The sequence below is a fragment of the Gelidibacter maritimus genome, assembly GCF_014062315.1.
GTDB classification, from domain to species: Bacteria; Bacteroidota; Bacteroidia; order Flavobacteriales; family Flavobacteriaceae; genus Gelidibacter; species Gelidibacter maritimus.
The window spans coordinates 1-20809 of the sequence record NZ_JACGLT010000018.1 but is presented as its reverse complement, the minus strand read 5'-3'; the positions used below and the strand labels follow the sequence as shown (position 1 = coordinate 20809).

Annotated in this window: 22 protein-coding genes and 1 pseudogene; 6 read left to right on the top strand and 17 right to left on the bottom strand. The window is 38.1% G+C overall.

Going from position 1 to position 20809, the window contains the following annotated elements; translation table 11 throughout:
* Window positions 1–38 precede the first annotated feature (38 nt).
* A complete protein-coding gene (locus H3Z82_RS16740; RefSeq protein WP_182206651.1) occupies window positions 39–1451 on the top strand; it encodes a Gfo/Idh/MocA family oxidoreductase in 1413 nt (470 codons plus the stop codon).
* A 361-nt stretch (window positions 1452–1812) separates the two neighbouring features.
* Window positions 1813–3249, top strand: coding sequence for a glycosyltransferase (locus H3Z82_RS16735; protein WP_182206650.1), 1437 nt, complete (start codon window positions 1813–1815; stop codon window positions 3247–3249).
* Between the two features lie 181 nt (window positions 3250–3430).
* Here the strand turns inward: H3Z82_RS16735 and H3Z82_RS16730 are convergent, their stop codons facing one another.
* From H3Z82_RS16730 to H3Z82_RS16690, 9 genes are all read right to left on the bottom strand, one after another.
* The gene (locus H3Z82_RS16730) at window positions 3431–4540 is read right to left on the bottom strand and encodes a formylglycine-generating enzyme family protein (protein WP_182206649.1); all 1110 of its coding nucleotides are present in this window, start codon (window positions 4538–4540) and stop codon (window positions 3431–3433) included.
* Between the two features lie 200 nt (window positions 4541–4740).
* The gene (locus H3Z82_RS16725) at window positions 4741–5124 is read right to left on the bottom strand and encodes a DUF3037 domain-containing protein (protein ID WP_182206648.1); all 384 of its coding nucleotides are present in this window, start codon (window positions 5122–5124) and stop codon (window positions 4741–4743) included.
* Window positions 5114–5893 carry a HipA family kinase gene (locus tag H3Z82_RS16720; protein ID WP_182206647.1) on the bottom strand — a complete coding sequence of 260 codons (780 nt, stop codon included), beginning with the start codon at window positions 5891–5893 and terminating at the stop codon, window positions 5114–5116. Before H3Z82_RS16720 ends, H3Z82_RS16725 begins: the two co-directional genes overlap by 11 nt.
* A 104-nt stretch (window positions 5894–5997) precedes the next feature.
* The gene (locus tag H3Z82_RS16715; RefSeq protein WP_182206646.1) at window positions 5998–6885 is read right to left on the bottom strand and encodes an arsenite methyltransferase; all 888 of its coding nucleotides are present in this window, start codon (window positions 6883–6885) and stop codon (window positions 5998–6000) included.
* 39 nt (window positions 6886–6924) lie between these two features.
* Entirely contained in the window at window positions 6925–7257 is a 333-nt protein-coding gene (locus H3Z82_RS16710; protein ID WP_182206645.1) for an ArsR/SmtB family transcription factor, read from the bottom strand.
* A gap of 139 nt (window positions 7258–7396) precedes the next feature.
* Window positions 7397–8185 (bottom strand): YoaK family protein, encoded by a 789-nt coding sequence (locus H3Z82_RS16705; RefSeq protein ID WP_182206644.1) that lies wholly within the window; start codon window positions 8183–8185, stop codon window positions 7397–7399.
* Window positions 8186–8235: 50 nt separating this feature from the next.
* Window positions 8236–8802 carry a GNAT family N-acetyltransferase gene (locus H3Z82_RS16700; RefSeq protein ID WP_182206643.1) on the bottom strand — a complete coding sequence of 189 codons (567 nt, stop codon included), beginning with the start codon at window positions 8800–8802 and terminating at the stop codon, window positions 8236–8238.
* Window positions 8803–8977: 175 nt separating this feature from the next.
* Window positions 8978–9601 (bottom strand): GNAT family N-acetyltransferase, encoded by a 624-nt coding sequence (locus tag H3Z82_RS16695; RefSeq protein WP_235982478.1) that lies wholly within the window; start codon window positions 9599–9601, stop codon window positions 8978–8980.
* 75 nt (window positions 9602–9676) lie between these two features.
* The gene (locus H3Z82_RS16690) at window positions 9677–10378 is read right to left on the bottom strand and encodes a hypothetical protein (RefSeq protein WP_182206642.1); all 702 of its coding nucleotides are present in this window, start codon (window positions 10376–10378) and stop codon (window positions 9677–9679) included.
* A gap of 346 nt (window positions 10379–10724) precedes the next feature.
* On the opposite strand from H3Z82_RS16690, the gene H3Z82_RS16685 reads away from it, so the two are divergent.
* Window positions 10725–11648 carry a mechanosensitive ion channel family protein gene (locus tag H3Z82_RS16685; protein WP_182206641.1) on the top strand — a complete coding sequence of 308 codons (924 nt, stop codon included), beginning with the start codon at window positions 10725–10727 and terminating at the stop codon, window positions 11646–11648.
* Between the two features lie 10 nt (window positions 11649–11658).
* Here H3Z82_RS16685 and H3Z82_RS16680 read toward each other — a convergent pair whose 3' ends face one another.
* Both H3Z82_RS16680 and H3Z82_RS16675 read right to left on the bottom strand, forming a co-directional pair.
* Window positions 11659–12438, bottom strand: coding sequence for a YqjF family protein (locus H3Z82_RS16680; RefSeq protein ID WP_235982477.1), 780 nt, complete (start codon window positions 12436–12438; stop codon window positions 11659–11661).
* On the bottom strand, window positions 12393–12848 hold the full coding sequence (locus H3Z82_RS16675) for a GNAT family N-acetyltransferase (RefSeq protein ID WP_235982476.1): 456 nt from the start codon (window positions 12846–12848) through the stop codon (window positions 12393–12395). Before H3Z82_RS16675 ends, H3Z82_RS16680 begins: the two co-directional genes overlap by 46 nt.
* Window positions 12849–13196: 348 nt before the next feature.
* On the opposite strand from H3Z82_RS16675, the gene H3Z82_RS16670 reads away from it, so the two are divergent.
* Window positions 13197–13616, top strand: coding sequence for a hypothetical protein (locus tag H3Z82_RS16670; protein WP_182206640.1), 420 nt, complete (start codon window positions 13197–13199; stop codon window positions 13614–13616).
* A gap of 92 nt (window positions 13617–13708) precedes the next feature.
* Here the strand turns inward: H3Z82_RS16670 and H3Z82_RS16665 are convergent, their stop codons facing one another.
* From H3Z82_RS16665 to H3Z82_RS16650, 4 genes are all read right to left on the bottom strand, one after another.
* Entirely contained in the window at window positions 13709–14941 is a 1233-nt protein-coding gene (locus H3Z82_RS16665; RefSeq protein WP_182206639.1) for an erythromycin esterase family protein, read from the bottom strand.
* Window positions 14942–15292: 351 nt separating this feature from the next.
* A complete protein-coding gene (locus H3Z82_RS16660; protein ID WP_182206638.1) occupies window positions 15293–16177 on the bottom strand; it encodes a bile acid:sodium symporter family protein in 885 nt (294 codons plus the stop codon).
* Window positions 16178–16785: 608 nt separating this feature from the next.
* Window positions 16786–17070 (bottom strand): addiction module antidote protein, encoded by a 285-nt coding sequence (locus tag H3Z82_RS16655; protein ID WP_182206637.1) that lies wholly within the window; start codon window positions 17068–17070, stop codon window positions 16786–16788.
* 1 nt (window position 17071) lies between these two features.
* A complete protein-coding gene (locus H3Z82_RS16650) occupies window positions 17072–17398 on the bottom strand; it encodes a type II toxin-antitoxin system RelE/ParE family toxin (RefSeq protein ID WP_182206636.1) in 327 nt (108 codons plus the stop codon).
* A gap of 162 nt (window positions 17399–17560) precedes the next feature.
* Between H3Z82_RS16650 and H3Z82_RS16645 the strand changes: the two are divergent.
* Window positions 17561–17938: pseudogene (locus H3Z82_RS16645) on the top strand (transposase); the annotation flags it as partial.
* 158 nt (window positions 17939–18096) lie between these two features.
* Here H3Z82_RS16645 and H3Z82_RS16640 read toward each other — a convergent pair.
* Window positions 18097–18510 (bottom strand): type II toxin-antitoxin system VapC family toxin, encoded by a 414-nt coding sequence (locus tag H3Z82_RS16640; protein WP_182206635.1) that lies wholly within the window; start codon window positions 18508–18510, stop codon window positions 18097–18099.
* A complete protein-coding gene (locus H3Z82_RS16635; protein ID WP_182206634.1) occupies window positions 18507–18752 on the bottom strand; it encodes a DUF6364 family protein in 246 nt (81 codons plus the stop codon). The genes H3Z82_RS16640 and H3Z82_RS16635 overlap by 4 nt, the downstream gene beginning before the upstream one ends.
* A gap of 634 nt (window positions 18753–19386) precedes the next feature.
* Between H3Z82_RS16635 and ltrA the strand changes: the two genes are divergently transcribed.
* Window positions 19387–20727: a group II intron reverse transcriptase/maturase gene (ltrA, locus tag H3Z82_RS16630; protein ID WP_449528468.1), complete on the top strand. Its 1341-nt coding sequence runs from the start codon at window positions 19387–19389 to the stop codon at window positions 20725–20727.
* Window positions 20728–20809 lie beyond the last annotated feature (82 nt).

Here is a 20809-nt window from a genome sequence, read left to right as displayed (position 1 = left end):
GAAGTAAAAAGTCAGAGTAAAAACTAATACCACATACGATGAGCAATACAAACAACAGGAGAAATTTTTTAAAACTAAGTGGTCTCGCCGGCCTTGGCATTGCCACCGGTGGTTTGGTAAGTTGCGGTACAACTTCAGGAACTGTTGCAGCACCAAATTACGGAACATCCAGGTTTAACATGTCTGGTTACGCGGCACCCAAAATAGATACCGTAAAAATTGGTTTTATTGGCTTGGGCATGCGTGGTCCAGGTGCAGTCAAACGAATGAGCTATATAGAAGGTGTAGAAATAAAGGCCTTATGCGATTTAAGACCAAAGCAAGCTGAGAATGCCAAGAAGCTATTGGATGGCACGGCGCACAATCCAAAATTATATAGTGGCAGTGAAGACGCTTGGAAGGAGATGATTGACACTGAAGATTTGGATCTAATCTATATTGCTACACCGTGGGATTTGCATGTGCCAATGGCCGTGTACGGCATGAACGCCGGGCGACATGTGGCCGTAGAAGTGCCAGCCGCTAAAACGATTGACGAATGCTGGGAATTGGTGGAAACCTCTGAAAAGACAAAAATGCATTGCATGATGCTTGAAAATTGTTGTTATGACTTTTTTGAATTGCTCACACTGAATATGGCGCGACAAGGTTATTTTGGTGATATCATCCACGGTGAAGGTGCTTATATCCACGATCTTGTCGATTTGAATTTTAATAAAAATGCCTATGAAGACATGTGGCGACTGAAGGAAAATATTGGTCGCGATGGAAATCTTTATGCCACACATGGCTTAGGCCCAATTTGTCAAATCATGAACGTCAACCGAGGTGATCAGATGGATTATTTGACATCGCTTTCAAGTGCTGATTTCTCTATGAATCCGATGGCTAAAAAACTGGCGGCAAAAGATGATTTCTACGAGCCGTATGTGAATGCCGATTTTGGAGGAAATATGAACACCACCATGATTAAAACCAAAAATGGTAGAAGCATTATGATTCAGCATGATGTCAGTTCGCCAAGACCTTATTCGCGTATCCATTTGGTAAGTGGAACGGAGGCTATTGCCAGGAAATGGCCAGAGGCTAAAATTGGAAAAGGGCATTCGTGGATTAGTGATGAAGAATTTAAATCTTTAGAGAAACAATACACGCCAGAAATTGTTCAAAAAGTGGGCGATTTGGCCAAACAGGTCGGCGGCCATGGCGGTATGGATTTTATGATGGACTGGCGATTGATCGACTGCCTGCGTAACGGACTTCCGTTAGATCAAGATGTTTATGATGCCGCTCTATGGAGTGCCATCTCGCCATTGAGTGAGTGGTCCGTAGCAAATCGTTCAACGTCTATTGATGTGCCTGATTTTACGCGTGGAAATTGGAAATCCAATAAGCCGGTAGATGTGAGTTTAGCAGGTGGCGGAACAACCAATGTGCTTTATGGCAAATAAGGTTTAGTAATTAAGATCTTTGAAACCAATGCCCGTTTGGTGTTGGCTCTTGAGATATATAAAGGAAATCCTTCCCAATTCATTTGAAATGGGAAGGATTTCTGATTTTAACACCTGGTGGGCCATTTTACAATCAGTAATATTTGGTTTAAGATTCTCACGTTTATCAGGTCTACAACTGTGTAAAAAGATGTGTAAAATCCCCTTATATGTGTAAATCTTACACACTTTATATCCTTTAAAATGCGATACATGCTCTAAAACCAACGAATTTTGCCATGGCATAGGTGTTGCTAATGTTATGATGAACACGAATTATAAAACAAACAATTATTCGGGATTATCATCTATGAACACAAAAATGACAAATTCAAATTCAAATCAAACGCAAATCTCAAAAGAGACCAAGGTATCTAACGAAACTTCGAAGAAAGGTTCGTTTTTTAAAAGTTTATCTCCAGTAAAATCCATCAACCCATGGGGAGTGGTAGTCTTAGTCAGTACTTTTATACTGATGATCGGTTCTGGATTTTTAGTATTTGATCTTCAAAACGATTTTCAACAATTTAGAGAGGATCGTATCAATTCTACCTTTGGACTTATATTTTTAGTTGTAGCCACTGGCTTGTTTATTTTTAAAGCAGGCTTTTTTATCTACAACTTATTTCTTTATTTCAAATATAAAGCTGTGAAGTCAGTTTCAAATGACGAGTTGCCAACCTGTACCGTAATTGTGCCCGCATACAACGAAGGTAAGCAAGTTTGGGATACCTTAATGAGCTTAGCGGATAGCGATTACCCAGAAGGAAAATTGGAATTATTGGCAATTGACGATGGTAGTAAGGACGATACTTGGTACTGGATGCAACAGGCTAAAAAGAAATTGGGAGACCGAGTGTCTATTTTTCAGCAACCTAAAAATAAAGGAAAGCGTCATGCACTCTACCGCGGCTTTAATTTAGGTAAAGGTGAGGTTTTTGTAACTGTTGATAGTGATTCAGTTGTTAAACCAGATACTTTAAGAAATTTGGTGAGCCCATTTGTGGTTAATGAAAATTGTGGTGCAGTAGCCGGAAATATTCGAGTGCTGAACAATGAAAGAGCATTGTTGCCTAAAATGTTGAATGTGAGTTTTGTTTTGAGTTTTGAATTTGTGCGTTCGGCAGAAAGTAGTCTTAACTCTGTGCTTTGTACTCCAGGAGCTTTGGCAGCATACCGTAGATCGGCAGTTTTTGCTTGTCTTGAAGAGTGGATCAATCAAACCTTTATGGGGCAACCTTCAGATATCGGTGAAGATCGTGCCATGACCAATATGATTTTGAAACAAGGTAAGTACGTACTTTTCCAAAGAAATGCTTACTGTTATACTAACGTCCCGGAACGATACAAAGGCTTGTATAAGATGTTTATCAGATGGGGTAGAAGTAACGTGCGTGAAAATATACAGATGTCAAAATATGTATTCACAAACTTTAGAGAAAGTTCTAAGTTGGGAACACGGCTATTGTTTATTAGTCAATTTTCAAAAATAATAATGAGCTATCCGTTCTTAGTGTTTATGTTGTTTTTCATCGTGATGCACCCAGTACTTTTTATAAGCTCTACTTTTTTCAGTATCTTAATTCTATCAAGTTTCCCAGTCTTGTTTTACGCAAAACGATATAAATTGTCAGAATCATTTTGGGCCTATTCATATAGTGTGCTTTACACCTTTGGCTTGTTCTGGATAACACCTTATGCCATTGCAACAGCAAGTAGAAGAGGATGGTTGACGCGTGAGTTGTCAGATAAAAAATAGAAAACTTTTTCGGAAGGATAAATTTGAAATAAGGGATTGCGGCTTATGAATATAAGTCGTGATCCTTTTTTATTTCCATGATTGGTTTTAATAGCGCGACGCGTGTTCTTTGTTGATTTTAAAAGAATTGATAGTTTAAAATTGATCAATCAAAAACCGCACATTAGACAATATAAGCGCACTATTGTTTCAGCATCTCCACCGTTGCCACCGTTCTAAATCCCGAATGATCGGATGCAGAATCCCAGTTTGTACCCATTCGTGCCGAAATCCTAAAACTCGCACAATATGAGGCGTGGCATAAGAAAGAACCGCCTTTAATGACATGCTCTTTCGCATAGGGATTAGCGGGGTTGTAAGACTGTGTTGCGCCTTTAGGGTTGATCAAAGGTTTTGAGGTATCCAATTTTTGATAAGATTCTACATTGAACCAATCACTGGTCAATTCCCATACGTTACCAAGCATGTCATAAATGCCTATACTATTGGGAGCGTAAGATTTGACTGGAGCAATCAGTGCGAACCCGTCAGTGCTTTCATTTCTTACGGGAAACGTGCCTTGCCATGTGTTGGCCGAAGTATTTAGCTGTGACGGATCGTTGCCCCATGTGTATATGTGATTGGTGTCTTTACCTTGGGCCGCTGATTCCCATTCAGCTTCAGTAGGTAAACGTCTATTGGCCCATTCGCAATAGGCTATGGCATCTTCGTAAGCTATATGGACTACTGGGTAATCATCCTTACCTTCAATAGAACTTTCAGGCCCTTCGGGGTGTTTCCAGTTCGCGCCAATCTTCCAGGTCCACCATTGTGTGTAGTTGTCCATATTACCTACAATATTCACGTTTTTGTTAAAGATCAAACTACCAGGTTGCAGCACACTGTCTGCTGGTTTTGGCGTGCCTTTTGGCAACTCCTTTTTCATCTCTTCCCAATCAATTGGACGTTCTGCCACGGTAATATAGTCGGTAGCTTCCACAAAAGCGCTGTATTGTTTATTCGTTACCTCCGTTATATCAATAAAAAATCCGTCTACGGTAACCTCGTGGGCGGGTTGTTCTCTGGGTAGGGCAAATTCATCGCCGGCTTTGGCACCTTGTACAAAGGTTTTTCCGGCTACCCACACCATACCTTCAGGGGTAGCAATGTCTTTTGGCTGTTCTTTTAATAAGTCATGTTTTGGAATTTCCACAACGTCTGACTTTTTTTCGGCTGAAGGGTTCTTGCAACTCATATAAGTAAAAAGAGGAACGGCGAAAAGTAGGACGAGTTTATAAGTGTGATTTGACATAAAGTTAATTTCAGTAGCGATTTGCACCAATTTAAAATTTGAATAACGGATTCCAAAAATAAGAAAACTTAATTTGCTCAAATAATTTAGTATGTTCTGCGTATTTATGTAGTTCTGCTTAAGCTGATTACTTGAATAAGCAACCTAATGGATACCCCGATTAAAAATAGAAGAACAGCGAAATTACTGGTGTGTATGATTTATAGGACAAACGTCTCAAATAGAATGTCCAATTCCTTTTGCGGATCTGTACACAATCCAGAATGCGTTTTGGAGCTTTGAATGATGGTGCTTCTTGAAGCCGCCAACCATCTAAATCGGTCAGACACTTCAAACTCTCCAATACAGCCTCCTTTCGGGCTCCCTTTGCAGACCTCTTCCCATGCTTTTAAATGGTTGTTCAACATCGTGATGTCCAAATCTTCTGAAAAAGCCTCCAGTTTTTTCTGGTCGATATTATATTTAACCCCAAGAAATTTTTTTCGTTTTGAGAATAAAAGCACACCAACGTTAAAGAATTCTTCCCGCTCTACTTTAGGAACGACTCTAATGATCGCATACTCATAAGTCACTTTATCTTGCATTTTGAGCTTCTTTTGCTAATACATCAATCATTGAGAGTTTGGTGGTCAGATAAAGAATATAAGCTGCTCGCATCTCATCTGGAGTGAGCGTTTCGCCTTCATGGATTAACCAATCCTCCGGAATGCTTGCTATAATGTCGACTATTTTTTCAGGAAGAAGTGACAATTCAATACTTTTTGCTGCTGCAGGTAATTGTGTGGCCTGCGTCAATAATACATGGTCTTTAATTAGTGGAAAGGTTCGGGTAAGGTGGTTCTCCCAGGTGGGCCAATTGTGGTGAAAGTAAAAACTTGCACCGTTATCAATAACCCACAATTCTTTGTTCCAAATCAGGAGATTTGGGTTTTTGTGCGTCCGATCAATATTACTGATGATACTATCCAATAGTACCAGCTTGGAAGCAAGTACGCCATCTACCTTATTCACTAAAGGATCAAAAGTAATGGCTCCCGATAAGAAATGTAGTCCAAGATTGAGACCAACACTAAACTTCAATAAATCTTGAATTTCTTCGTCTGGTTCCGTTTTGCTGAAGGAGTCGTCAAGATTCATAAAAACCACTTCTGGAACTTTCAAACCAATGGCTCGTGCCAATTCGCCACCAATAAATTCGGCAATAAGTGCTTTTTTACCCTGTCCGGCACCTCGGAATTTAAGCACGTACATAAATCCGTCGTCGGCTTTTACAATCGCAGGAAGTGAGCCGCCTTCGCGAAGAGGGCTAACATATTGCACCACATTAACGGTGCGAATATCGAGTGTATTCATAGAAACGAAGGTAGTGAAAAAGTAAATTGCTCAGGCATCAAAAAAATACATTATTAAGATCAGTCTTGATTTTTCAGTCACCCGAGCAATTTTGTTGTTTTTATTTAGCAACAGCCCGTATCTGGTGAGCACGTAAGACCCTCAGATATCTCTGATAGTTTTATTTTAGGTTTTTCTGAAGCATCGCCTTCTTTTTCGGCGTACACAGTTATGCTGAAAATCCCTGTGGCGTCTTTATTAAAGGCGCTTATTTCATCTACTGAAAGATACTTCGAAAGAATATCATCAGGAATTGTAATTGGTTTTTCCTTTTGAATGGTGACGTTTTGAAAGCCTCTGTCGGTGATTAATTGCAGGTATTCTGACTTTTGAATGGCACCTGCAACACATCCTGCATACATTTCCGCATCTTCTTTTAAAGCATCAGGGAGATTACCTACCAAGACAATATCTGAGATGCTAAAGTGGCCACCTGGTTTGAGCACCCTATGGATTTCTTCAATAACCTTTTGTTTATTTGGCACAAGATTCAGTACACAATTACTGACAATCACATCCGCAATAGCATCGCTAACGGGCATGGCATCAATATCGCCTTCTCTGAATTCCACATTATTATAGCCCAATTTTTCGGCATTGGTTCGTGCTTTCTCAATCATGATTGGGGTGAAATCAATACCAATTACTTTTCCTTCTGCGCCTGTTTCATGTCGTGCAACAAAACAATCATTTCCAGCTCCCGACCCTAAATCAATCACTGTGTCGCCTATCTTGATTTTTGCGAACTCTGTTGGCAATCCACATCCTAAACCTAAATCGGCAGTTTCATTGTAGCCGTCCGTTTCGGAATAGTCATCCATCATAATATTGTAAATTTTATTTGAAGGCGTGGTGGCACCACAGCAAGACGCAGCGTTTTCTGCTTTTCCTTGTTCGGCAATCTGCGTATAGCGTTCTTTGACGATGTCTTTTAATTCTTGTTCTTTTTTCATGTTAATGAACTTTTTATAATGATTATTTAATCAGTAATTTTAGCAGCAATCGCTCTTAATAGAAACATCTTGATTTAAGAAATTAGAGAGAATCTGTTTCATTTTTGTCCAATGTTTTGGATCTATACAATAGCAAACGCGAGTACCTTCAACACTTCCCTGAATTAAACCCAAGTTTTTCAACGCTTTAAGATGTTGGGAAATAGTAGGTTGTGCAAGTCCGATTTCATTCACCAAATCACCACAAACACAAGTGTCAATTTTGAATAGATGCTGTAGGATGGCCACACGTGCAGGATGACCAAATGCTTTGGCAAACAGTGCAATTTCGTTTTGCTGATCTGTAAATATTTCTGTTTTAGATATGCCCATAAATCAATTTGTTGCTTCATTGCAATATTACGATGAATGAATTTTCTATCAAAGATATTTTTTATTTATTTTTTGGAAGGTGATGCAGGAAGTGCTCATGAAGAGCCAGAAATGCAGATAATATTTAATGGGATAAAAACTAAGGCTTTCTACTGTAAAATTTGAGTACAGCGCGCTTTCGTAATTTATTTGCATAGGCTCGGCGTCGTTTTTGTCGACGTTTTGCTCTAATGAATTTCAGTTTCAAATCGTCATAAAAGAGGCTTAATATCAAAATTACTACACCAAGCATGAGGGTGTTCAATTTCCATTCGAGGGTTGAGTAAAAGAATCCTGCAGTTAATCCCCCCAAGAAGAAAAAAGCAATGATATACAGTCGGAGTTTAACGTTCGATTTAATTTCTTTCCTATTAGGGTGGCTCCTTGGAAACAATAGTTGTGAAAGCTCAATGCCCAAATCGGTGAACAAGCCTGTAAGATGTGTCGTTCTGACCACTGCATTTGACAACTTGGTGACGAATGAGTTCTGTAGTCCCATGGCAAAAAGCAGCAAACAGACCATCAACTCAGGATTAAATTGTGCTGTATTACTCATAATGGCAACTCCAGATAAAATAACACATTCAATAAGCGTTGGGATAACGAAAACATTGAGTTTTTTATTTTCTTTAAAAGTCTCAATAAGGATATTTGATGAAAATGAGCCAAAAAGGAATGAGAAAATATAAAGAAAATAAATAGTTCCCTTCCAAAACCTAAAATCGGCCACATCTCTTATAAATAGTGCAAAATGGCCAGTCACATTGGTGGTCAATTCGTTGAATGCCAAGATACCTGAAACGTTCACAATTCCGGCAACAAAAGACAAGACGATGGCAATCCGAAGATTGTGCTGTAGTGTTCTCTTTTTTCCTTGATGTTTAAACATTTAGATTTCTATGGTTTGGTGATAACTTACAATTTTATATTGAAACAAGATTATTTTAAGACCGAGTTTTTCATGTCAAACCCCAATCCAATATAGGTATTGTTGTTGAACTCAAACTCATCTATTTTTACCCATCCCAGTTTTTTAGTGTGCGCTTTTTCAGAGATGATATTGACTTTATTTATGAAGGTAATCGAAATTGGATAGGTCTTGAAGAATTCAATTCTCATTTCTTCAAAAATTTGATTAAGAAGTCCCTTTCCTCTATAGTTTTCATGAATACAAACGGGTCCATATTGAAAACTGTTTTCGGTAGAAATGGAAGTTCCGTGAAGAGATAATTTTGGAAACCGGGAGACCATAAAATTAAAAATTTCCCATTGTTCAAAATACTTCCAACTTCCCGCAAAGGCATAGGCGACAATAGCTTGGTTTTCATTTTCCGCGATAAATACGCCATTTTGCTGAAGGATGTCTTCAATTTGAGAAATCGTAAATGGTGTCGTTACAAAACCTTTTTGACGTTCAAGAAGATTTAAGTTTCTGTACAAGTATTTCTCTTGAAGCGATAGAATGCCGGGAATGTCATCCGTATGTCCTATGCGTGTTTTTATCATTTGGATGCGTTTTAAATGCCAACATTTCGGATAAGATCAGCAATGCTGTTGGGGACCTAAATTAACAAATTAATGCGGATGATTAACCTCAGAAATTGACTTTTTAATGTAGGTAGTTAACGTACATAGATGGCTGAGGATATGAGAAATGATGATTTCTTTTTTCCTGTGGTATTTAAACACGCTTACTTTCTGGCTTCAGTTGAAGGTGATCCATATGCTTGCCAACCAATATTTTTCTTCCAACGGATTTAAAGCCCAATTTCAGATATAATTTTTTAGCCTTCGGATTTTCTTCATCTACCAATAAACCAATAGTTTGTCCTTTTTCGGTGACATAATAATTGATTAAGTATCTCAGCATTGTTGCACCTACCCCTTTGCCCTGTTGGTTAGGATTTACACCCAATGAATCGATGTAATACTCACCCGATTGCGTTTCATCTTCTGGATTGAAGTCTGTCATGAACTGCGATTTTATGTACTGACTGATCGGGCGACGCAATTGCCTTAACTGTGATCCGTTGTAAATATTGACAGCAGCAATAATTTGATTATTAGCTTCTGCCACAAAACAGTTTTGATATGAATATTGATTCTGTTCTTGATGTATAAAATGGATTAAAAATTCTTTTGCTTTGCTTGGGTCCTTTCGACCGATAAATTCACATACAATATCTTCCATGGCCAATAGTAAATGATTGGCGATTGCTGCTGAATCTTCTTTGTTTGCTTTTCTTATCGTTATGGCGCTCATATCGCTTTGTAACTGTTTGTTATGTTTTAATTTAGTTTGCAAATAAGAAATCCGTTTTTGATGCGATCAAAAACGGATTTCAGTATAATGTGCTTTAATCTGATTTCTGGTCCTGACTTATGAAGGGTCGACATTAATTTCCTCAGATGTACCTTTGTTTTTTAATGCATTCTTTTCACAAGTTTTACAAAGTTCTGAAATGCCTTTCTGCTCCCATGACTCCTTGACGGTACCGTTAGATACACCATCTCTCCCTCTAATATGCTGACAGTCTTGAAAAATGTGATATTTGTTTCCGGCAGTAGTCCAATAAACATTATCATTATCAAAGTTTAACGCTTTTATAGTGGTAGTTTGTTCATTAATTTCCTTGGTGTACTGTTCCACTGACGGCGGATTGAAATCAACACCAGAAATACCGGCAATTAACATGGCAACAACGGCAATACTGCCGGCAATTCCTTTAGTTTTTCCATCAACATCTTTGTTCATAAAAATTAAGATCACTAAAGGCAAAAATGCCAATACGCCCATGATGGCGCCCAATTGATTTTGAACAAAAAACCTTGTTTTGTCCTTTTCAGAAGCAGGATCTAACCGATTTGCTTTTTTCCAAAGCATAGAGCCCGTAATGGATAGTGCTAAAATGACTACAATAGCAACAATCAACCACACTAGGGTTTCGTTATTGATTAGTTTAAAAATGGCAAAGATCTGTCCTGCAATAGCGATGATCCAGGCCAACATTGCGAAAAGTCGCAACTGTTTTGCTTTCCCTTTGCTTTCAGGGCTTGCTTCAAATACTTTTTGATCCGACATATGTCTTTAAATAGTTAGGTGTTTATAAATGTCACAAGTACGACCAGAAACGATAAATGGCGTCTGTTCAGTACATTTCGGCAAATATAGGATAAGTTTTAATCTTTTAAAATACAGTCTATTGATATAATGAAAAACGATCAGGAGTTTTGGCAACCGGATTGTGTTTGGGACCAATTTTTTTGAGGACGAAAAATCTTTTTAGACCGTTGATTAATGGTTTTTTTAAAGCTCATAATCAGAATAGATCATATCATTGATGATAAAAACCAAAAATTTTGAATTGGAAACATATCGTTAATTTAAATAGAAGTCTTAATTTCACCCATCAAAGAAGAACAAAGATATGAAGGTTAAAAGCGATAAACGTGGGATTGTGCTATATGCAGCTATGGCCGTATTGTTGATTGCGATACATTATTTGTTGGAATTAAGGATTTTTGATCGGTGGGATGAGTATATCCCATTTTTGAAGAAATTAAGCTTGAGCTTATTTTTGATTTCGTTGATTTTCTTGGTTAGTAAAATCATTGAGAGAGTGGTCAATACCCAAACTCGGTTAGAGGGAGATCGGTATAATCTCTTGCGAATTATCAGGTTTCTTGCAATTGTATTTAGTCTGATTGTTGTAGTCTCCTTCTTATTCAAGAGTCTTTATGCAGCTGCTCTTAGTGTTGGATTGTTTTCATTGGTTGTTGGTTTTGCACTCCAAGCGCCTATTACATCCTTTATTGCATGGATTTATTTAATTTTTAGACGCTCTTATTTGGTTGGTGATCGTATTCAGATTGATGGACTTCGAGGTGATGTAGTGGAAATAAGTTACTTGGATACTTCAATTTTGGAATGTAGTGGCGATTATTTGGTAAATGACCGCTCTAGTGGAAGAATTATTCGTTTTCCAAATAGTTTGATATTGCGGGAGGAGGTAATCAACTATTCAGGACCCCAATTTCCATTTATCTGGAATGAAACAGCTATTCAAATCGCTTATACCAGCGATTTGCAGTTTGTGGAAGACTGCCTCTTGAACGCCGCTCGTACAGACTTTAAGGAGCGCTATCCTGAGCGTGTAACCAGTGAGCATGAGCGATGGGAGCCAGCCGTTTATTTTAGGAACAACACATTTGCATGGATGGAAGCGGTAATCTCATATCCGGTAGAACCATTTGATACGACAGGACGGCGTAATCGGATCCTGAAGACTGCTCTGCCAATGCTCAATGCAAAACCAGATAAAGTCAAATTTCCTGAAGGAGCTTCGCGGTAATTTTTCAGAACTAACCGCCATATTCTGTCTTTGCTTTTTTACGCTTTCCCCAGGCAATAACTTTTACACCTTCTGAATATTGAGAGCTATGCGGCTCGCCTCTAAAGAGCTGGTTGAATCTCTGATAATCAATGATTAACTCTTTCAAGTTCATCTCGTTAATTGGCCATTCCAGATGGTGGATTTCAAATTCGTTTATCCACTTTTTATTGTCTTGAAATAGGGCATATCGTTCTGTCAACCAAGTTTGTAATCTTGTTTTCTGGGTGATTTCTTTTCCAATGGTAAATTGTATATCCAATTTGTCTTTAAATTCGGTGTTATTGGAAGTGTATCGGTTTGCAGTGCGTTTCATTCTTGAAAATCTGTACGGAAGTTGGGATATGCTTTTGGCAACTTGACAAGATAATTTCTTTCCGCCCTCCATACTCAGAAAATAGACTCCAGTTTTATGATTTGATTTCACATAAGTGCGGATGTTTACCTCGTCAAAATCTGAAATAGGAGGAAAGGATGGTAGGTTTTTCGGTCTTATCTTTTCCATTGTAAATGCCACAACTGAAATCCAAGGTTTTCCATCAAAAAGATCGATTTCTAATTCTTCCGGCACAAATTTTTTGAGTTCGCTCAAATCCACTGGCCAATGAAGGAAGATGGCTTTGTTCCACTCTTGATAAAATTGCCAAGTTTCGGTGGGGATTTCCCAGGGTCTGTGTTGGGTTGTATGTAATAGTTCTCGGATGGTCATTTCTTCATTGTCAATAGATAGAGGTGGAAATCTTTTGCCCAAAAATCTTGCTTCACTTTTTCAAGTTCAAAACCCATTTTCTCATAAAATTTGTAAGTATGTTGACTTGTTCGAACGCTAATAAAATCGATTTCTTGGTTTTTGCTTAAATGATCAATTCTGTACTGCATGAGTTTTCTTCCAATTCCTTTTCCCTGCGCTTTCGGGTCTATGATATCCCATGAAATTCGGGCGAGGTTTTCTTCTGGAAAATAATTAAGACCTCCAGCCCCGATGACTTTAGAATTTTCTTCAAATACAAAATAGTCTTCTAAATTATTATCGAGATATATTTCAAGATCAACTTCTTCTGAAGGATCAAAATATTTTGGAATATTACGTCGTAGTATATCGATGACCTCACGTCTGTCACTTTTTTTATAGGCTCTAATCATGTTGTTTATTGCGAGCATCTAATTTAACACATAACCATTATAATACATGCTTTACAGTACTAAGACTTCTAAAAAATCTGGTATAGGAGCTATAAAGTTCTATTTTTAGAACTTGTTTTTGTGAGATTTTTAACCATATAAAATGATGTTTTATTATTTTTTAAAACCATAAAAATGTATTTTCGTTTGTACTAAGATATTTTAAATGTTAGAAGCCAAGTTAAATCTCTTTATTAACCTTTCAGAAGAAGCATCTGAAATTCTATATTTCCAATACCTGCCTAAAATCAGCCGACTGCTATTGTCTCAATACGCTGATACTAATTTTACTTTTCTCAAAATCAATTCTTAAAATATGGTGGCTTTATGAAACAACTATTAAAACTCACTGCAATTGGTTTAATTTCCGGCTTTGTGTTGATGTTGGTGTTAAAAATAGTAATTGAATTGACGGGTAACACGGCTTATGTTCTCCTATTTAATTTTGATTATATTCCTGTAATTAAAGACTTGGAACCGGTTTGGTTTTTTGGACAGCTGTTTCATTATTTAACCTGTATTGTGAGTGTGATTGCGCTCTTTTATATTTTAAAAACATGGACCTGGCAAAAGTCACTATGGCCATATATTCTTGTTTATACCATAGGAGGAGGGGGACTGTTCTTTTTAACGGCATTATCTGAACAACCTCCAGCAGCAAACGATGCTATGGCTTGGATTTATTGGACTGTAGCCCATGCAATTTTTGGCTATACGGTTGGAACTTTGATTAAAAAATGGATGTAAAATCTTCTGCAAGGCGCAATAAATCCGTTACATGTGCTATCCACACGGATGAATGGCTAAATAAAATTCAAAAAACACCTGACTATTAGTAGTTACTTCTTCAAGACCCTTAACGCAGATGTTTTTTTAAAAAATACTAAAGCGTCGTAGCGTAATGGAATGATGGTAGGCACAAATTGCCTTCTGTCTCCTCGTGGATTATAAACCACGCCCACAGCTCTATTTCCTAATGTTTTAAGGTTTTCTTCTTTTCGATCCTCTTCGTCAAAGATTATATAAAAACTATCTTGATCTACTTGATTCAATTTGTGTTCAATACTGTTGGAAATAGCTGGTGGAATGGTCATTTCCTTCATAGGAGCACCCCAGCTGTCGCCTGCCATCACTTTCCCCTCATAGGTAGTAAATCCGATCAAAAACACATTGGCGTCACCCAATCCTTTTCGCGTAAGCTGACCAATATTTTTTTGACCAGCGCCTCGCATGCTTGTATATTCCGCGTCACCAATATGCGTATTGTGTGCCCAAACAATACCCTTGGCGTCTTTTCCATAAAGCTCCAAGAGTTCTTTGACCGTGCCATGCATATGATGCACTCGTGAATTCCATGAACTGGGTCCTGATGACTTTACACTTTCTCTGTAGAATTCCTCGGCATTCTGAACGACAATTGTGTTCTGTAATAAATAGAAATAAACGTCATCAGAAAGTCCTTGTAATCTATTTCGGTTGTTCTTAATATATTCAACTACATTTTTTGTAGCAGTAGTGCAGGCCTCTTTGCCAGCATTTACTGCATGTGCATAGCTCCAACTATCGCCTTTGTGCGGTTCAAAACACTTGTATTGGTCTTTCACATATTCATAGGCAGCCTGGCGGGTAGTTTTGAGTAGGTCCAAAACCACTTTTTTGGAATTCCATTCGTCATAGACATCCATTCCATAAAAGCCTACTTTTTTATTTTGAGGTAATTTGTCGTTATGCTTTCGGAGCCATTCGGCTAACGCTACGACCTCTTCATTGGCCCACATCCAAGTTGGCCACCTGTGGAGCTTTAACAGAACTTCTCGAGCAGAATTTGCTGCGCCATCTAAATTTTTTACATAGAGATTAAGATGGTACAGACTGGCAAAATCGCCTTCTACCGCAATAAAGCTAAAATCTTGCTCTGCTATTAAGCGTCTACTGATTTTATCACGCCATAAGTAGTATTCATGGGTGCCATGACTTGCTTCGCCCAATAAGACCAACTCCTTATCTGCTGCGGCTGAGATCAGCTTGTCCAAACTCGTATCGTTTGTAAGAGGTATCGCTTTTTCTGTCATATTTTGGGCTGAACAAGACATACTGCCAAACAAGAATAAAATTCCTGATAAGTATGTGATAAGTAATTGATTCATATTAGAGTCAAGATAATCATAATTATCCTGCTTGTCAAATTATCGATAAATGACTGTTGTTTTTCAGACCGTTAGAAGCTCAAAATTAGATTAGGTAAAATACGAATTTTGATTTAAATCGGTGATTATAGATTCTGCAATTCATTAGTTTTTGTCGATATGATATCGCTTCGCCATTGGCTTTGATCCAAGTTGTCCCACTCTGGAATTGATGTCTTACTTTTAACTAATGCGCTTGTATGTCTGTGAATGTAGAACTCCGAAAATCTTAATAGATTAAACCGCCTCAGACTCCATTTCAGGTCTGTTTCCAAATAGCCACATCAAAATGCCTCCTGTTATGAACATCCATATGGCATAAGCGGCAGTAGGGATGCTCATCTCAAAGTTATTTAATATGGTGGTGGCAATCACTATGGCCAAGGTGCCGTTCTGTATTCCGCTCTCCACGGTAATTGAAATGGCATTTTTTAAATTCAACTTAAATAATCGCGCCGTTAGATAACCCAATCCCATCGTAAGGATATTTAATAATAAAGTGGGCACTCCAACTTCTATCATGGCTGTGCCCAAGATGTTATAATTTGCAGCCAATACGGCAATAAAAACCACAATAAAAATAACAGTTGAAGCAGTACGCATTGGTTTTTCCATTCGTCTGGCAAAATTAGGATTCAATCTTCGAATAAACATGCCAATTGAAATAGGGATAATGGTAATTCCCATAATCTGAATGATTGTATTTACAATGGGTAATTTGATGGCGACACCAGTATCAGTACCAAAATAGTCTAAAGCAAAAGTTAAAATAAAAGGAATTGTAAAAACACAAATAATACTTGAGATGGCGGTTAAGGTCACCGATAATGCAATGTTTCCTCTGCATACCTGCGTGATTAAATTGCTGGTAGCGCCCCCAGGACATGTAGATAGAATCATTAATCCAACAGCCATTATCGGGTTTAAATCAAAAGCTATAGCTAATGAAAAACCAATAATAGGCAACACTAAAAGTTGATTGGTAAGGCCGATTAAAATGGATTTTGGGTTTCTAAGAATTCTTGTGAAATCTGAAAGAATTAAAGTCATTCCCATGCCCAACATTATGATGGCAAGAGATATTGGTAAGAATATGTTACTTATGATTTCGGCTACGGTCATAGTTGATTGGTTGGTTTTTTAGTTAGGTCATAGGTATTGTAGATAAGGTTGAGATTTGAGAGCTTTTTGCGCACAAGGAGCTAACTTACTAAAAATAGAACAAACAAATGTAAAATCTGATTATTGGTGATTTTTCAATAGGTGTTTTATTCAAATCAGTGGGTTTTGATGCTTTGAGGCTTGTCTTGATCGGTAGTACAGTTCATTATTTATAGCTCGCGGACGCCCAAAGTTTTTTGATTATTGCCCCAGAGAACACATCATTCTTTTAATGGCGTCTAAAATAAAATATAGAGATATAAGCTTGTTGGGTTTTCAATGTAGGTAAGACATGCCACTGTTAATGCCATATATAATGCCATATAGTTATTTCGAGATTTTAAACGTTTAGCGGTATTTTTCCCATAAGATTATATAGCACCAAATATGTGAGGAAATAAATATTAATCACAATTGATCAATCGCAAGTTCAATCAGTTTGTCAATATGAGCTGCGGCGTGTTTTAGCACGAACCTCTCCAAATATAAACTAACTTGGGGAAATTTGTAGGATTTTCCAAGTGATGACAGACCAAGCCATAGCTTATACACGGCTTGTGGTGCGTTTTTTACGCTGACATTGGTTTCACACTTATTTGTCCGCCAATAGCTTTCAGCACTTTCATTATCGTTCCAAATTGTGGTTTTGCTCCATCAGATAATGCTTTGTAAAGACTCGGTCTGCTCATTCCAGTTTTCTCCGCAATTTTAGTCATTCCGATTGCCTTTGCAATATGTCCAATTGCCACAATCAAATCAGAACTTTCTCCATCTTCGAGAACTGTGTTAAGATATTCAGCAAACATTTCTTCGCTGTCCAAATAGTCCGCAATATCAAATTTTGTAGTTGCCATATCAATCATTTTTTATTCTGTTCCAAATTTTCTTCGCTTTCTCGATGTCCTTTTGTTGATTTAACTTATCTCCACCAATTAAAAGAATAACGATTTTGCTGTCTTTTTCCTTAAAATACACTCGATAACCTTTTGCATAACTGATTCGCATTTCGCTAATTCCATCTCCAACAGGCTTGCAATCTCCAAAATGTTTATCGGTTTCGAGTTTCTGAATGCGGAATAGTATTTTAGATTTCGCTCGTATGTCTTTGAGCTTTCTAATCCACTTATCAAATTCAGTTGTCTTTTGGTAATAATCAAATAAAGTGTATCCGTTTAGATACAAAAATGTATTAAATTTTGTGATTTAAAACAGGAATTTTCGGTTTTTCAGAAAGTAGCTCTTAAATGAAGTACGACGTTTAGTATAAGAATAGTAGCCGATTGCGTGGCACTTTCCTGTCAATTTACAAGAAAGTTGAAGCGGGCTACAACCCTTGAATTTACAACTATCTCGGCTATTATTTTTGGGGAAGTCTACATAGTGACCAATGGGTTTTCCAAATTTGAGACTGCCGGTCAGCTGTGCAGTTATGTAGGCATTACACCTACAATTCGCGAGTCAGGAAGCAGTGTGCGCGGTCGTAGCAGGATCAGTAAGGTTGGCAATAAGAAACTTCGCAACCTGCTGTTCCTTTGCGCATTCAATGCCTGTAAGCACAACAGGACCTGCCGTGAACTTTACCAGCGGCTTATAGATAAGAGGAAAAGCAAGAAACTGGCACTTATTGCGGTGTCCAATAAATTGCTCACGCAGTGTTTTGCGATTGCTAATTCAGGAAATCCGTACGATCCAGAGCATGTATCGGTTCTGAAACTGCAATAGTTAAAATTAATATTATGAACATGGTGTTTGCTTGTTGGACTGGAAACATATCGACCGTAGGAGATTTGTTCCATTTCAGCAATGCCAGGATTTTTATGGTTAAAATATAAGGAAGAAAAGACTTGTTTTTTATCGCAGTTCTTTGTTAGCCACTGGCATTATTTTCGAGCTAAAAATTCTTTCGCAGTCAAAATAGGAATTTTTGAGTTCTTAAAATCTTTTTTATTTCGTGTAATAATTACGTCTATTTGATTTTCGATTGCAGAGTAATATTGAAGACCATCTTCAAAATCTGGAAAATCATTATCACTCAAAGCTAATTCAGTTATTTTGTTATCTAAACTTAATAATTCAACAAGCACTTTAAGCTTCCTCAATATTTTTCTCGCTTCTTTTGCTGATTTGAGTTTTGAAAGAATATAATTCGTGTTTGCAAATGTTAAAGATGAAATAGTCAGTTCCAATTCTTTTTTGTCCGCACGAGAAAATAAATCGGCAGCTTCATCATAAAATTTATCTCTTTTTGAAAGTAAATCTATTACTATGTTTGTGTCAATTAATAATCTGCTCATTTGTATTTTTCAATTAGGTAATCAGTATAAGCATCTTTCACGTCAAAATCATCATCAAGATTAATTACTCCACTTAAACTTTCAACAAGAGGTGTGATTTCCGTTGAATTTCTTTTCCGTTCAGTGAGCGTTGTCAAATAAGATTCGATAAGTTTTGACAAGCTAATGTTGTTCGATTTAGCATAATTCTTTGCACTTTCGATAATTGCTTTGTCTAGGCTTAATGTCAATTTTTTATCCATTACAATTGTTTTACGTACAAATTTATTGAATTATTACGTAAGTTTAATTAGTTCTCGATTTATTTGCTTGTGGCTAACGTTTGGTATAACCGCAGTTACGGGATGATTTGCCTTAATTTTTGGTTTGTCACTGACTTTAGCAATTACACGTGGATTCGGACGCAGTCGAATCCGCCGTAATTGCGGTTATACGGTGTGTGTGCCCAGTATGGGCATCTTTACCTTACTGCAAAGTAAGATATTAATTTAGAGGGTGCAAGTCCCTTATGCGCTGGAGTAACTTCTGGAAGCATTAGTAAGTCGCAAGGGCGGTAACCGTGAGGTTATGTCTGAAGAAAGCGAGACTACAAAACTCGGTACTGACGAACAGGAACCGTATACAGAGGCATATTTACCTGGGTAAGCAAGCACATCATTGTAACGCCCAACGATTATCAAAAGGGTAAATATGTAGATACGGCAGGGATTGAGTGAAAGAAGATGTTCTTACCTGGGGAGGTCTCCATAGCCACGTGTTGGCATAATGGAGAAGTCAGCAGAGGTCATAGTACTTATAGGAAACGAGCTGTGAAAACAAACCACAGAAGTCTCACAGATAAGGAAGGACTGAACATTAGATTATGTTGGAATTTGATTGGGAAGCCTAGCTAGCCCCATCTTAGACCAACAGGAGTATTTACATTTTACTGACCCTATGATTGAAAAGGTATTAGAAGCAAAGAATCTTTATAAGGCGCAACGTAAAGTTGAGCGCAATAAGGGAGGGTGCGGAGTAGATGGTATGAAGACAACGGAATTGGCTGCTTACATAGCAGAACACCGTGACGACCTACTATCTTCTATACGCACACACCGCTATGTACCAGACCCGATTTTAGGGGTTTCCATTCCAAAAGGTATGGGTAAGACCAGACTTTTAGGGATTCCAACAGTAGTGGATCGATGGCTACAACAATCGGTAAACCAACAGTTGATGGTTGAGTTCGAATATGAATTTGAACCGCTCAGCTATGGTTTCCGCCCCAATAAGAACCTGCACAAAGCAGTACTACAAGCCCAGCAGTATATCAATACTGGATATCAGGACATTGTAGATATTGATTTACAAGGGTTCTTTGACGAGGTAGACCATATGCGATTACTGCAACTTATTTACAATAAGGTAAAATGCCCAACTACCTTGCGTCTAATCCGAAAATGGCTACGAGCGCCCATACGTATCAATGGACGGCTCGAGAAACGCCGAAAGGGAATACCGCAGGGAAGCCCTTTGAGTCCATTACTATCTAATATTTTGTTAGATGTACTGGATAAGCATATGGAGTCGAAAGGACTGCTCTATGTTCGCTATGCGGATGATTTTAGTGTTTACACTAGGAGCAAGAGCGAGGCAAAAAGGATAGGTAATGAGCTGTATATCTTTTTAAGGGATGCACTCAGGTTGCCTATTAACAAAGCCAAGAGCGGAATTCGCAGACCTGTACATTTCGAACTGCTTGGACACGGTTTTGTACCTGTCTACAAAAAGGGAACAAAAGGGCAGTATCAATTAGTTGTATCACAAAAGAGTTGGGGCAAGTTTAAACGCACGTTAAAGCGTATTACGCAGAAGACCAGGCCTATATCGCTGTTAGAACGGCTTGGACGGCTCAATGAAGTCTGTCGGGGATGGATTAACAACTATCGGCTGACCCAGAGTTATGCTAAACTTAAAAAGCTAGATGCTTGGTTAAGAAACCGATTGCGATATTGTATTTGGCACGATTGGAAAAAGCTGGAACGTAAACGTAAAAACCTTATTAGATTGGGGATAGAGCAAGGGCAAGCGTATGCTTGGAGTAGAACCCGAATGGGAGGATGGGCAACAGCCCAAAGCCCTATTTTAAAAACTACCGTAACCATCTCCAGACTCAAACGAAAAGGCTATAAACCGCTAGGAGATTACATCGATAGAGCGCAAACTTTAATCTGGTGAACCGCCGTATACGAGACCCGTACGTACGGTGGTGTGAGAGGCGCAGTGGCGACCGTTAGGTCGTCACCCGTCTACTCGATTG